The 12,906-nt window shown below is 61.9% G+C and carries 14 protein-coding genes; 7 read left to right on the forward strand and 7 right to left on the reverse strand.

What is annotated here, in order from left to right; genetic code table 11:
• Positions 1-2 precede the first annotated feature (2 nt).
• Together J2D77_RS03250 and J2D77_RS03255 are read right to left on the reverse strand one after the other, a co-directional pair.
• On the reverse strand, positions 3-899 hold the full coding sequence (locus tag J2D77_RS03250; protein ID WP_207844819.1) for a prephenate dehydratase: 897 nt from the start codon (positions 897-899) through the stop codon (positions 3-5).
• Positions 896-1,639 (reverse strand): 3-deoxy-manno-octulosonate cytidylyltransferase, encoded by a 744-nt coding sequence (locus J2D77_RS03255; RefSeq protein ID WP_207844820.1) that lies wholly within the window; start codon positions 1,637-1,639, stop codon positions 896-898. Before J2D77_RS03255 ends, J2D77_RS03250 begins: the two co-directional genes overlap by 4 nt.
• 109 nt (positions 1,640-1,748) lie before the next feature.
• Between J2D77_RS03255 and J2D77_RS03260 the strand changes: the two genes are divergently transcribed.
• The 4 genes from J2D77_RS03260 to J2D77_RS03275 all read left to right on the forward strand — a co-directional run bounded on the left by J2D77_RS03260 (position 1,749) and on the right by J2D77_RS03275 (position 5,970).
• Positions 1,749-2,246, forward strand: a complete 498-nt coding sequence (locus tag J2D77_RS03260; RefSeq protein ID WP_207844821.1) for a c-type cytochrome — start codon at positions 1,749-1,751, stop codon at positions 2,244-2,246.
• A gap of 49 nt (positions 2,247-2,295) precedes the next feature.
• Entirely contained in the window at positions 2,296-3,093 is a 798-nt protein-coding gene (locus J2D77_RS03265) for an inositol monophosphatase family protein (RefSeq protein WP_207844822.1), read from the forward strand.
• Positions 3,094-3,191: 98 nt separating this feature from the next.
• Complete coding sequence (gene serA, locus J2D77_RS03270) at positions 3,192-4,451, forward strand: phosphoglycerate dehydrogenase (protein WP_207844823.1); 1,260 nt, start codon at positions 3,192-3,194, stop codon at positions 4,449-4,451.
• A 4-nt stretch (positions 4,452-4,455) separates the two neighbouring features.
• On the forward strand, positions 4,456-5,970 hold the full coding sequence (locus tag J2D77_RS03275) for a YifB family Mg chelatase-like AAA ATPase (protein WP_207844824.1): 1,515 nt from the start codon (positions 4,456-4,458) through the stop codon (positions 5,968-5,970).
• Between the two features lie 222 nt (positions 5,971-6,192).
• Here the strand turns inward: J2D77_RS03275 and metC are convergent, their stop codons facing one another.
• The gene (gene metC / locus J2D77_RS03280) at positions 6,193-7,404 is read right to left on the reverse strand and encodes a cystathionine beta-lyase (protein WP_207844825.1); all 1,212 of its coding nucleotides are present in this window, start codon (positions 7,402-7,404) and stop codon (positions 6,193-6,195) included.
• Positions 7,401-8,249: a sulfurtransferase gene (locus J2D77_RS03285; RefSeq protein WP_207844826.1), complete on the reverse strand. Its 849-nt coding sequence runs from the start codon at positions 8,247-8,249 to the stop codon at positions 7,401-7,403. Before J2D77_RS03285 ends, metC begins: the two co-directional genes overlap by 4 nt.
• Positions 8,250-8,443: 194 nt before the next feature.
• Here J2D77_RS03285 and J2D77_RS03290 point away from each other — a divergent pair, with 194 nt between their 5' ends.
• Both J2D77_RS03290 and J2D77_RS03295 read left to right on the forward strand, forming a co-directional pair.
• Positions 8,444-9,535, forward strand: a complete 1,092-nt coding sequence (locus J2D77_RS03290; protein ID WP_207844827.1) for an AI-2E family transporter — start codon at positions 8,444-8,446, stop codon at positions 9,533-9,535.
• Positions 9,532-10,212, forward strand: coding sequence for an endonuclease/exonuclease/phosphatase family protein (locus tag J2D77_RS03295; RefSeq protein ID WP_207844828.1), 681 nt, complete (start codon positions 9,532-9,534; stop codon positions 10,210-10,212). The genes J2D77_RS03290 and J2D77_RS03295 overlap by 4 nt, the downstream gene beginning before the upstream one ends.
• 9 nt (positions 10,213-10,221) lie before the next feature.
• On the opposite strand, the gene cls is transcribed toward J2D77_RS03295, so the two are convergent.
• Positions 10,222-11,649 carry a cardiolipin synthase gene (gene cls / locus J2D77_RS03300; RefSeq protein WP_207844829.1) on the reverse strand — a complete coding sequence of 476 codons (1,428 nt, stop codon included), beginning with the start codon at positions 11,647-11,649 and terminating at the stop codon, positions 10,222-10,224.
• On the opposite strand from cls, the gene J2D77_RS03305 reads away from it, so the two are divergent.
• Positions 11,648-12,112, forward strand: a complete 465-nt coding sequence (locus tag J2D77_RS03305; RefSeq protein ID WP_230975423.1) for a YraN family protein — start codon at positions 11,648-11,650, stop codon at positions 12,110-12,112. The two genes, cls and J2D77_RS03305, sit on opposite strands and share 2 nt — an antisense overlap.
• Before the next feature lie 26 nt (positions 12,113-12,138).
• Here the strand turns inward: J2D77_RS03305 and J2D77_RS03310 are convergent, their stop codons facing one another.
• Positions 12,139-12,462, reverse strand: coding sequence for a hypothetical protein (locus J2D77_RS03310; RefSeq protein WP_207844830.1), 324 nt, complete (start codon positions 12,460-12,462; stop codon positions 12,139-12,141).
• Between the two features lie 74 nt (positions 12,463-12,536).
• The gene (gene grxD / locus J2D77_RS03315) at positions 12,537-12,875 is read right to left on the reverse strand and encodes a Grx4 family monothiol glutaredoxin (protein ID WP_207844831.1); all 339 of its coding nucleotides are present in this window, start codon (positions 12,873-12,875) and stop codon (positions 12,537-12,539) included.
• Positions 12,876-12,906 lie beyond the last annotated feature (31 nt).

Raw genomic sequence — 12,906 nt, forward strand, 5'->3', positions numbered from 1 at the left:
GCTTATCCTGATATGGCGTTCGCTGGCGTGGAACGCTGCGTGTCCTGCCCTTTGTGAGGCATGTGGTGGCGAAAGGGCGATTGTTTGTAAACACCTAGAATTTTGGCACTTTCGGCAAAAAATTCAAGTTCGGCCAGGGCCTTGCCAAGCCGCTTGTCCTCGGGGTGGCCTTCCACATCCATCAGGAAGCGGGTGGCGGCAAAGGTCTCGCCGGACATGTAGCTTTCAAGCCGCGTCATGTTCACGCCGTTCGTGGCGAAACCGCCCAGCACCTTGTAGAGCGAGCCCGGCACATTGCCCACGCTGAAGATCAGCGTCGTCATCACATGCGGGCTTTCGGCCGGGGGGCGCTGGGGCGTGCGGGAGGCAATATAGAAGCGCGTCGTATTATGGCTGGCATCCTCCACATTGCGCTTGAGGATTTCCAGCCCGTACAGTTCGGCCGCGAGGGAGGATGCCACGGCCGCTTCCTCGGGCATGTTCCACAGGGCGACCAGTTCGGCCGCACCCGCCGTATCGAATTCCGTCACGGGGGTCAGGTGATACGTGGCGATGAGCTTGCGAATCTGCTCCATGGCGACGGGGTGGGTATGCACGCGCTTGACCTGGTCCATGCGCGTGCCGGGTACCACCAGCAGGCAGTGTTCCACGCGCTGGAAGTGTTCCCCCACGATATGCAGGCCCGCCGCGGGCAGCAATGTGTGGATATCGGGCACGCGCCCGGCCAGGCTGTTCTCGCATGCCAGCATGGCCAGGTCCGCCCGACCGTCATGCACGGCATCGATCGCTTCGGCAAAGCTCCGGCACGGCAGGGTTTTCCATCCCGGGCAGGCGTCGCGGCAGGCCAGATCCGAATAGGCGCCCGGCGTGCCCTGAAAGGCTATAACCTGTTGTGTCATCTATTCGCTGCTCCGAGTATGCTGCGCGCCCGTTCCAGGTCGTCGGGCGTATCGACGCCGAACGGGGCTGCCTGTATGCGGGTGCATCCGATACGCATACCAGATTCCAGCGCTCTTAACTGTTCGAGGTTCTCGCGTTTTTCAAGCCCAGATGGCGCCATGCCGACAAATTGCGCAAGGGCTGCCCTGCGCCACCCGTAAACGCCTACATGGTGCCAGAGCGGGCCATCGCCCCACGGAATGCTCTGGCGGGAAAAATAAAGTGCCGGTGCGTGGGCCTGCGCGCCAGAAAAATCACACGCGACCTTGACGACGGAGGCCGCGTTTTTTTCTGCCTCGGACGTCACGGGGGCGACCAGCGTGCCGATATCGAACCTGTCCTCCCGCATGATATCGACCACCGCACGCAGGTCCTGCGGGCGAAAAGTCGGCAGGTCACCCTGGAGGTTGACGATCAGGTCATGCGTGCCGGCAGGGTCGATCCGGCATGCCGCCTGCCAGACACGGTCCGAACCGGATGGCAGGTCGGGGTCGGTCAGCACCGCCATGCCCCCTGCCCGCGTCACGGCATCGCAGATCGCCTGATCGGCCGCGGCCACCACCACCGGGCCGATGGCAGCGGCCAGGGCGGCATTGAGCACATGCACGATCATGGGCAGGCCCGCGATATCGGCCAGGGGCTTGCCGGGCAGGCGGGTGGAGGCAAGCCGGGCAGGTATGACAACGAGAGGCGACACCATCAGCTTGCTCCGGAATACAGCGCGGCCTATAGCCATTGGGGTGAAAAGCGCGCGGCAGTCTAGGAAAGCTGCCCCGCAAACGCAACGGGGCGAAAGAGGTGCGCTGGGCATGAACGGCATGGACCTGAACAGGCTGGGTGTTGCGATCGTGCTCAGCGTGGCGGTTTTGGCGGGGTGCTACGGTGTTGCCTGGGCCCTGCTGCCCGATACGGCCCCCCCTCGCCCGGCTTTTAGCGTATCGGGGTCACATGCCGCCCCCATCCAGCAACTGCTCGCCCAGGCTGATGCCAGCCGGGGCGAAACCGTGGTGGAGCAGGTCTGCGGCGGCTGCCATGCGCTCAGGCCCGGCATGGGCGATAGCGTTGGCCCCCTCCTTTACGGGGTGTTCGGCCGTCCCGTGGCGTCAGCTCCGGATTATGCGTATTCCCCGGCGCTGAAGCGCCATGCCGGAACGACCTGGACCGCGCAGGCCCTGTCGGACTGGCTGAGCGCGCCCGATCGTTTTGCACCGGGCACGCGCATGTCCTTCCCCGGTATTGCGGATGCCGGGCAAAGGGCGGATATCATAGCCTTTTTGCAGACCCTGCGGGAGACACCGCAACCCTGACCCGCCCCAGCGCGGGTCGCACGAACCCAGTTCTTGGAAGCACTGCCGGATGAGCCAGAGCGAACACGAAGTTTTTGCAGAAGTCGCCACCATGATGGCCGATACCGCGTCCTGTGTGGTGCGGCCGTGGTTCCGCCGCGCGGTGGCGGTTGAAAGCAAGACGGATGCAAGCCCCGTCACGGTGGCCGACCGCAGTGCCGAACGGGTGATGCGCGCCATCCTGGCCGAGCGGCTGCCCGATCACGGCATATTCGGCGAGGAATTCGGCCCCGAAAACCCTGGTGCGCGTTATCAATGGCTGCTGGACCCGATTGACGGCACGCGTGCCTTCGTGACCGGCCGCCCGCTCTTTGGCACGCTGATCGCCCTGCTCAAGGACGGCAGGCCGGTTCTGGGCCTGCTCGACCAGCCGGTTCTGGGCGAGCGCTGGCTGGGTGTGGCGGGCCAGCCCACGCGGTTTTCATCCACGTTGGGGGGAGCTGTCGGTACAAGGCAGTCCGTCGCCTTGGGGGATGCGGAACTGTCCTGCACATCGCCCGAAATGCTGGAACGTGCCCCCCATGACGGGTGGCAAGCACTCAAGGCGGCGGCCCGGCGCATGACCTGGGGGGGAGACTGCTATGCCTATGGCCTTCTGGCCATAGGGCAGATCGACCTGATAGCCGAATGTGACATGAACCCGTGGGACTGGGCAGCACTGGTGCCCATTATCGAAGGTGCGGGCGGGGTCATAAGTGCCTGGGATGGCGCATCCTTGAAAGTGGATGGAGACCGGACAGTCCTGGCCGCGGGCTCCCCTGCCCTGCACCGGGAGGCAGTCAGGGTCCTGAGCGCCAAAGGGCGTTGAAAGCAGGTGTTCGACCCCCGCCATGCAAGAGCGCTCTGTTCATTTGGGCTGTTTTGCGATAGGGCAGCACTTCGGCACAACAAGGACGGTCATTCCATATGAGCATGAGCACGCACCTGTCTCTTTCCAAGGACAAGATCCGTATTCTTCTGCTGGAGGGCATTCACGACAGTGCTGTCGCTCTTTTGAAAGCCTCGGGATACGAAAATGTCGTGCGGCAGAAAGGCGCGCTGGAGGGGGCCGCCCTGCGCGAAGCCCTTGAAGGCGTGCATATTGTCGGCATCCGTTCCAGAACGCAGTTGACAAAAGAGGTGATCGACGCGGCAGATCGTCTGATGGCCATCGGCTGTTTCTGCATCGGGACCAACCAGGTCGATCTGGACACCGCCCGGCTGGAGGGTATTCCGGTTTTCAACGCGCCTTACAGCAATACGCGTTCGGTCGCCGAACTGGTCATGGGCGAGATCGTCATGCTCATGCGCCGGATTTTCCCCCGTTCGGTGGAATGCAACCAGGGCATATGGAACAAGTCGGCCGCCAATAGCTGGGAAGTGCGCGGCAAGACGCTGGGTATCGTGGGCTATGGCTCCATCGGTTCGCAGTTGTCCGTGCTGGCGGAAGCCTTCGGCATGCGCGTGATCTACTACGATGTGGTGGACAAGCTGGGCCACGGCAACGCCACCCCGATCGACACGCTCGAAGATCTGCTGGGCCAGAGCGACGTGGTCAGCCTGCATGTGCCCCAGCTTCCCACCACCGCCAACCTCATGGGTGCTGCGCAGATCAAGGCCATGAAGCCCGGCTCCTTCCTGATCAACAATGCCCGTGGCAATGTGGTGGATCTGGACGCGCTGGCCGAATCTGTCAAAAGCGGGCACCTGCTGGGGGCTGCCATAGACGTGTTCCCCAAGGAACCCAAGGGCCCGGGTGACAAGCTGTCCACGCCGATCATGGGCCTGGACAATGTCATCCTTACCCCGCATATCGGCGGCTCCACGGCCGAAGCGCAGGAGCGGATCGGTGTTGAGGTCGCGCGCAAGCTGGTTGAATATTCCGACGTGGGTTCGACCCTGGGGGCGGTGAACTTCCCCGGCGTGCAGTTGCCCCAAAGCCCGCGCGGCACGCGTTTCATGCATGTCCACCACAATGTGCCGGGCATGATGATGAAGCTGAACGAGATCTTCCTGCGTGAAGCCTGCAACGTGACGGCGCAGTTCCTCCAGACCGATGGGGAAATCGGCTACGTGGTGATCGAGGCCGATACCGGCGGCAATACGGAACTGGACGACCGCCTGCTGACCGCCCTGCGTGAACTCGACGGCACGGTGCGTGCACGCCTGATCTACAAGGGCAAGTAAGCCAATGACCGTGAACGCGGGAATGATGAATTTCCGCGTTCGCAGTTTTGCCTTTTCGGGGATCGAGGCGCGCCCCGTCTGGGTGGAGGTCCAGGTTTCATCCGGCCTGCCGGCCTTTCTGGTCGTGGGCCTTCCCGACAAGGCGGTAGCCGAAGCGCGTGAACGTGTGCGCGCGGCACTGACTTCCATCGGCCTTGCTTTGCCGGTGCGTCGCATTCTGGTCAATCTTGTCCCCGCCGACCTGCCCAAGGAAGGGTCGCATTTCGACCTGCCCATCGCCCTTGCCTTGCTGGCAGCCATGGGGGTTGTGCCGGGGGAGGAACTCAGCCGTTTCGCGGCATTGGGCGAACTCTCGCTCGACGGGCGCATCAACCCGGTCTCCGGCGTGCTTTCAGCCGCCCTGGAAGCCGCCGCGATGGATCTGGGGCTGATCTGCCCCGCCCCCCAGGGGGAGGAAGCGTTGTGCGGGGGTGATATATCCATTCTCGCCGCACCGGATCTACTGGCCCTTATCAACCATTTCAGCGGCCTGCAGGTGCTCACACCGCCTGTTTTTTCCACGCAGCCCCCCTCACCCGACCGGCCAGAGCCCGACCTGGCCGATGTCAAAGGCATGGAGACCGGGCGTCGGGCGCTGGAAATCGCAGCCGCCGGGGGGCATTCGCTCCTGCTGTCGGGGCCACCGGGGGCTGGCAAGTCCATGCTCTCCGCCCGGCTGGTGGGTTTGCTGCCGGACCTGACTGCGCGGGAAAGCCTGGAAGTCTCGCGTATCTACAGTGCGGCCGGATTGCTCAAGGACGGCCGCCCCCTGCGCCGCCCGCCTTATCGCGATCCCCATCATTCAGCCAGCCTGCCCGCTTTGGTGGGGGGTGGCTCGCGCGCCAGGCCGGGGGAAATCAGCCTGGCGGATTGCGGCGTGCTGTTCCTGGACGAGCTGCCGGAATTTTCGCGCGCGGCTCTGGAATCCCTGCGCCAGCCGCTTGAAACCGGGCGCATCAGTATTGCGCGCGCAGCCGCCCATGTGGCCTACCCTGCCCGTTTCCAGTTGATCGCCGCCATGAACCCGTGCCGTTGCGGTTATCTGGGCGATGCCTCGCGCGAATGCCGCAAAGCCCCCCGCTGCGGGGAAGATTACATGGCGCGCCTGTCAGGTCCCCTATTGGACCGCATCGATCTGCATGTGTCCATGCAGCCTTACGAACCCTTGTCTTATATGGCCGCCCCGGCGGGAGAAAATACGGCAACGGTCGCATTGCGGGTGGAAGCCGCGCGCAGGATGCAGGCCGAACGCCAGGGTGCGCATAAAAATGCCGAGGCTGCGTTGGATGTCTTGCGCCTATCCGATCCCGCGCAGGACATGGCGCAGGCGGTAGCCACGCGGTTTCGTTTTTCCGCCCGTGGCTACACCCGCCTGATCCGGGTCGCACGCACCATTGCGGACCTTGCGGGATGTGCCGAAATCCAGCCCGAACATATTGCCGAAGCCACGACTTTTCGCGTACGCGGGGGCGGCCAGTAAAAGAGTATTTCAAAGCCCGGCCTACGAAATAGTCTGCAAACTCCTGAAAGTTTTTTGGTGAAGCTTTTTTCAAAAAGCTTCAGGGAATATCGCCTTTTTGAAAAAGGCGATGCCAAAAAACTTTTATCATTCCCTGTTCACGCAGATGCGCAGGCGTTCGGCCCTATCTTCGGGCCCGAAGGACACCTTCAACCCGTAGGAACAGGCCTTGCAAACCGCGTATCAGGCGGCGTCCGGCAGGTTTGCGAGTGCCTGTTTCAGGTCGGCGATCAGGTCATCGGTGTTTTCCAGGCCGATTTGCAGGCGCAAACCCGGTCCCTGCCCGACTGGCGCGGGAAAGCTGCGGGCGATGGAACCCGTACTGGGCAGGACAAGGCTTTCATACCCGCCCCAGGATGCGCCGATGCCGAAATGGTGCAGGCTTTCGATCATGGTTTCCATCGCCTGCTGGGTGTAGCCGGGTTTGAGCACCACGCCGAACAGGCAGCCTGCTCCGCTGAAATCACGCTGCCACAGGGCATGGCCCGGGCAGTCTGGCAGGGCCGGGTGGAGTACGCGCATGACCTGGGGCTGGTCTTTCAGCCACTGGGCAATAAGCAAGGCCGAACGGGCCTGCTGCGCCAGCCGCACCCCCATGGTGCGCAGGCCGCGCAAGGTCAGCCAGCATTCGTCCGGCCCGCATACCTGGCCGGTCTGAATGGCGGCATCGCGCAGCAGGTGCCAGCTCTGCGCTTCCGCGACCGTAACGGCCCCCGCAATAACGTCGGAATGGCCTGCTGGGTATTTTGTCAGCGCCTGGATGGAAACATCCACCCCGTGGCGGAACGGGGCGAAAATGCCAAAACCCCAGGTATTGTCCAAAAACAGCCTGGCCCCATGCTCATGCGCGACATCGGCCAGCATGGGAACGTCCTGTACCTCGAACGTATGGCTGCCTGGGCTTTCGGCAAAGACCACCTTGGTATTGGGGCGCATGAAGCTGGCCAGGGTTGCGCGGTCGGCCATGGGCGGGAAGTAGGAAATCTCGACCCCGAAGCGCTTGAGCATGGTCTCGGCAAAGCGGCGGGTGGGGCCGTAGACATTGTCGGAAAACAGGCAGTGATCGCCTGCCCCCAGAAACGCCAGAAGCGGGAGCGTGCAGGCCGCAAGCCCCGAGCCGACAAGCTGGCAGTCCGTCCCGCCTTCCACCGTGGCGATCACCTTTTCCAGTTCGTGCTGGATGGGGGAGCCCATCGCCCCATAGCCGCTGGTATGGTCGTACCGTTGGTGGCCCTTGCGGTTCATGGCGTCCAGGGTCGGGAACAGCACGGTGGAACCACGCGTGGCGGGCATGTTGACGAAAACGCCATCCTCGGACGGGGCGGGGCGTCCTGCACTCGACAGGACCGTGCCCAGCCGCTGCCAGCCTTCGGCCACTTTGCGCGGATCCGTCATGGCGCGCGCTCCGTGGTGACGGGAACGCCCGGCGTGCTGCCCCATTCCGCCCAAGACCCGTCATAGAGCGCTCCCGCCCCCAGGCCTGCCGCCTGGAGCGCGACGGTCAGGACCGCCGCGGTCATGCCCGATCCGCAGGTGGTGACGGCGCTATCGGGTTCGCTCACACCCAGGTCCTGGAAAATGGCTTTTAATTTCTCGGCAGGCAGGAACAGGCCGTTAGTATCCAGCACGTTTTTGTAAGGCAGGTTGCGCGCGCCGGGCATATGGCCCGATGCCACGCCCGGCCGGGGTTCGGGCGCCTGCCCGTAAAAGCGGGCCTCGCTGCGGGCGTCCAGAATGGGCCGACTTGCGCTGGCGACGATAGCCTGCATGTCCCCCAGCCCCACCACGCGTTTATAGGTCGTGTGCGAAAGGTAGGATACGGGGGCGAAGGCAGGGGTTGGCGCATTGGTCACGGGCAGGTTCCGTGCCCGCCATTCGGGCAGGCCGCCATGCAGGATATGGGCGTTGGCATGGCCGAACAGCGTTGCAAGCCACCATGCCCGGCAGGCCGAGGCCACGTTGCCCTGATCGTAGAACACGATGCAGTCCTTGTCTGAAATGCCCATCTGCCCCATCAGGCTGGCAAAACGCCCGGCAGATGGCACTGTGTGGGGCAAAAGGCTTTGCGGGTCCGAGAACAGCTCGATATCGAAATACTGGCTGCCGATGATATGGCCTTGGGCAAAGAGTTCGGCCGGGCTCGATGTCTCGCCGGGCAGGAGGGCGCTTGCATCCAGCAGGAAGGGTTTTGACTGTCCGCAGAGTGCCAGAAAATTGTCCACAGAAATAAGGGGAGACATCGTTCAGCCTGGTTCGGGTTTTGCAGGTTTTTGTTGCACCCATCATATCGCCGCGGGAATTATGTGCACGCCCTTTCTTGTGGGGCATAGGCCTGCTCATGTCCTAGGTGCAGGGTGCCATGCAGCCTTTTGCAACATGGCGCGCGCGCATTTAGGGAACAGACAAAAACCGCGTTCCGTGGTTTACTGTCACGATGGCGAATGATCAGACCGTGACAGCGGAACGTGCCCTGCGGTTGCTGCTCCTCGGTGGGGTAGCGTATGGCTGCGTTGTCGTTCTTGCCCCCTTTACCTCGGCTTTTTTGTGGGCCGGTGTTCTGACTTACGCAACATGGCCGCTTTTCCTGCATTTGCGCAGGCGTATGGGGGCCAATGCCGCAAGCCTGGCCATGACCACACTTTGCGCGGTCTGCGTGGTGTTGCCCCTGGCTTTCCTGGCATCGGCCTGCCTGTCCTCCGGCCCCAGATGGGCCGCAAGGCTGATCGACCTGTTTGAACAGGTCGACCGGCTGCCGCCCCTGCCGCAATGGCTTACCTCCCTTCCGGTTTTCGGTGCCAAGATCAACCATCGCTGGATGTTGTGGAGTCGGGATATCGGTTCCGCCGCGGCGGAGCTTGAACCCTATGCGGGCAGTATCGTGCATTCGCTGCTGGGTGTGCTGATGCAGGTGGCCAACGGGGCGTTACACCTTGTCATGGCGTTGTTCATCGCCTTCTTTTTCTGGGTCAGCGGCCCCACCCTGTGGGACACGCTGCAGGCGGTGGTCCTGCGCATTGCGGGGCCGCAGGCCGGGCGGCATCTCTATATTATCGGCAGCACAGTGCGGGGGACTGTCTACGGTATTCTGGGCACGGCCATAATCCAGGGTATCCTGACCGGTGTGGGGCTATGCCTGACCGGCGTGGGCGAACCGGTCATGCTGGGCGTGCTTGCCGCCTTTCTGGCGGTATTTCCCGTGGGGGCGCCCCTGGTGTGGATTCCCGCCGCAATCTGGCTTTTTGTGGCCCAGCATCCCGTCAAGGGGACGCTGCTGCTGCTTTACGGCCTTGTCTTCGTATCCGGGGCCGATCACCTCATTCGTCCGCTCTTTATCGTCCGGGGCTCCAAGCTGCCTTATCTGCTGACGGTTCTGGGCGTTATTGGCGGCCTGCTGGCATTTGGCGGCGTGGGGATCTTTCTGGGCCCCATCCTGCTGGCCGTGGGCTTTTCGCTGACCATGGAATTTGCAGCCCATCCTTCGGGGGGCGTGCTTTCCGCTGATGATAAAAGGAATATCACGCCATGAGGCGTCGGCTGGCTGGTCTTGTTCATTTCGCGCGTCGCAGACGGATACGGGACGGCGCGCATGCCGAAAGCTCCGGGCTCAAGATCATCAGTTGGAACCTGCTGCGCAAGGTGGGGGCGAGCGTGCAGGACGTTGCCGCCCTGATCGATACGGAACAGCCCGATATCCTGCTGATGCAGGAAGCCACGGCGGAAATCGACCTTCTTCCGCATATGGTGGGTGGTCATTATGCGCGGTGTCCCCTGCCCGGCCGTATTCATGGCCTTGCCTGCTGGAGCACCCTGCCCTTCGCGCGAACACCCCGCGCCTGCACCATTCCTTCGGGGGTGATTGTCAAACGCCATGCGCAGATCATCGACTACAATGAATTTTCGCTGGCCAATGTGCATCTTTCGCACGGGCAGATGCTCAACCGGCGGCAACTCCGGCGTATTGCGGCCCTGATGTCTTCGCCCTGTGCCATTCTGGGGGATTTCAACCTTGTCGGCCCCGCCATGTTGCCGGGTTTCAAGGATGTGGGGCCGCGGGCCCCCACGCACCGCATGGCGGACCTGGTGCCGATCAGGATCGATCGCTGCCTTGTCGAAGGCATGACCTGCCACGAAGCGCGGGTACTGCCCGTTTTTGCCTCCGATCATCAGCCCATAGCCGTAACCCTTGGTGGCGTTCCGTCATAAACGGGGCTGCTACAGGTAAGGCATGAACAGGCGGGCGAAGGAATCGCGTATCTGTACCAGCTTGTTGCGCTTATCCAGGTCGTAATGGGTCAGCCGGTGGTTTTTATGGCGCGAGATGAAATCGTCCAGGCTCTGGGCGATTGCGGGGTCGTATGTTTCCATATTGATTTCGAAATTCAGGCGCAGACTGCGGATATCGAGGTTGGAACTGCCGACAAAGGACCATGTCTTGTCCACGACCATCAGCTTCGAATGATTGAACGGCGGGTCCGCCAGCCATACGCGGGCCCCCGCATCCAGCAGCGGGGCGATATTGGCGGCGCAGGCCCAGTCCAGCACGCGGTGGTTGCTGCGCAGGGGAATGACAAGATCGACCTGCACCCCGCGCAGTGCGGCCAGCCCCAGTTCGGTTAAAAAACGCGCACCCGGCAGGAAATAGGGCGTCATGATCCGGATATTGTTGCGCGCCAATGTCACGGACTGGAGGGTCGTGTATTCGATTTTCTCCAGATCCGTATCGGGGCCCGCAGTCACGATCCGGGCCAGGGAGTCTCCCGTGCCCTTGTATTCATGGCAAAACAGGTCGTCGCTCAGCGTTTCGTGGGTGGTGAAATACCAGTCCCATGCGGCGGCTTCGGCTAGTTGGCGCACTACCGGGCCTTCCACCTTGAAATGGGTGTCCGAAACCGGGTGCAGCGGATGGCGCGACACCATGTTTTCATCGCCGATATTCAGCCCGCCCAGGAAGCCTATGCGGCCATCCACCACCAGAATTTTCCGGTGATTGCGCAAATTGATGAACGGCATGCGCCATGGCCACACCGAATGCATGAAGCGCCCGCACGGCACGCCTTCATGCTGGAGCCTGTGGTACAGGGGCGAGAGAAAATACCCGCTGCCGATCCCATCCACCAGCACGCGCACCGCAACCCCGCGCCGGTGCGCCTGGGCCAGTTTCTGAACGAAGGCTTCACCGATCGTATCGTGGCGGAAGATATAGGAGCAGAGCAGCACACTTTTTTGTGCGCTTTCTATGGCGTCCAGCATATGGGGATAGGTGCCGTCACCATCGTGCAGGATGGTGATGCTGTTGCCCGAAACCAGCGGGCGAGCCGTCAGCCTGCCGACCATGCGCGCTAGAGGGGCAAACTGCCCGTCCAGGTCATGGTGCCAGGAGGAGAGTTTTGAAATTTCCTGCCGCCCGGTGGCGCGCCTGCTGACCAGCTTCTTCGCCAGCCGTGTCACGCGGTTGATACCGAACATGAGGTAGAGAACCGTGCCCAGAATGGGCATCATCACGCAAATGCCCATCCACCCGATAGCCGAGGCGGTGTTCCGTTTTGTCAACAAAATGTGAAGAACAACGCTTGAGACCAGAATAAAACGCAGTATCGTGAGAAACAGAAGCACAGGCGTTAAATGGAGGTCAGGCAACATGATGGATAAAAGACCCCCGAAAATTGGTGAAGTGCCAACTTTAATGCACAATCAGGCCGCGGGACAGGCAAAAGCATCGCTGTCGCGCACCACGACTATCAAGACAACGCGGGGGCGCGCGGCTTATCAAGACGGTTTTGCCGCCGAAGAGAACGCCTGCACGCTGCTGGCCAAGGCGGGGTGGACCATTCTGCTGCGCCGGGTGCGGACAAGGCGTGGCGAAATTGACATTGTGGCCCGCAAGGCCACGGCGATCTGTTTTGTCGAAGTCAAGAAGCGCCGGTCATTGCAGGATGCGGCGTTCAGCCTGTCGAGCGCGCAATCGCAACGGCTTTTTCGGGCGGCGGAATGCGTTTTGCAACAAAATCCACACTGGCGCTATCAGGAACTACGCTTCGACCTGATTATTCAGGACGATCAGGGGCGCACGGAGTGGCTGGAAGATATCATCAGGCAGTTTTAACGCGGTCGGTCGAACGGAATGACCGCTCAGGTGCGGTGATGGTGCACTGACTTCTTGGCATGGAGCGGATGGCTGGGGGCATGGTAGCTGACGAAATGCACCATGTTGCTCGAACGGGTTGTGTGCGCGCTTGCAAGCACAACATGCTGCCGTGCAGTGTGGCTGCTTGCGGCCACGTGGCGAACGACAGGGCGCGGGCGCGGTGCCGCCGTCAGCGAAGCGAAAGTGAGCTTGGTGGCTTCAAGGTCGGAAATGACCCGTTCAGCATGAGCTTGAGGCTGCGATACGACAAGGGTTGCGCATAACGTGCCCAGTACGAGAGCACCCCGAACAAAAAAGACTTGCCGCATTACCTGTAACCCTGCCCTGATCTGACTGCCTGTATCAAACTATACAGGCAGTCAGGGTGCTGACAACCCTAAAATCAGGCCGGGGCGTTGCAGGTGATATCATTGTCCTGAAAAAGCTTCTGCAATTCGCCGGTCTGGAACATTTCCATCACGATATCGCAGCCGCCCACGAACTCACCCTTGACGTAAAGCTGGGGAATGGTCGGCCAGTTGGAAAATTCCTTGATCCCCTGGCGCAGGGCGGGGTCGGCCAGCACGTTTTCGGTCTTGAACGGAACGCCAAGGTGCTGGAGAACCTGCACCACGCGGGCTGAAAATCCGCATTGCGGAAAATCAGCGTCACCTTTCATGAACAGCATGACCGGGTTGGTGTCGATATCCTGCTGGATTTTCTGTTTGGCTGCGTCTGTCATCGGTTCTGGTCCTTGTTCGGCAAAGGCTCTG

This window comes from Acetobacter garciniae (genome assembly GCF_017377735.1).
GTDB lineage: Bacteria > Pseudomonadota > Alphaproteobacteria > Acetobacterales > Acetobacteraceae > Acetobacter > Acetobacter garciniae.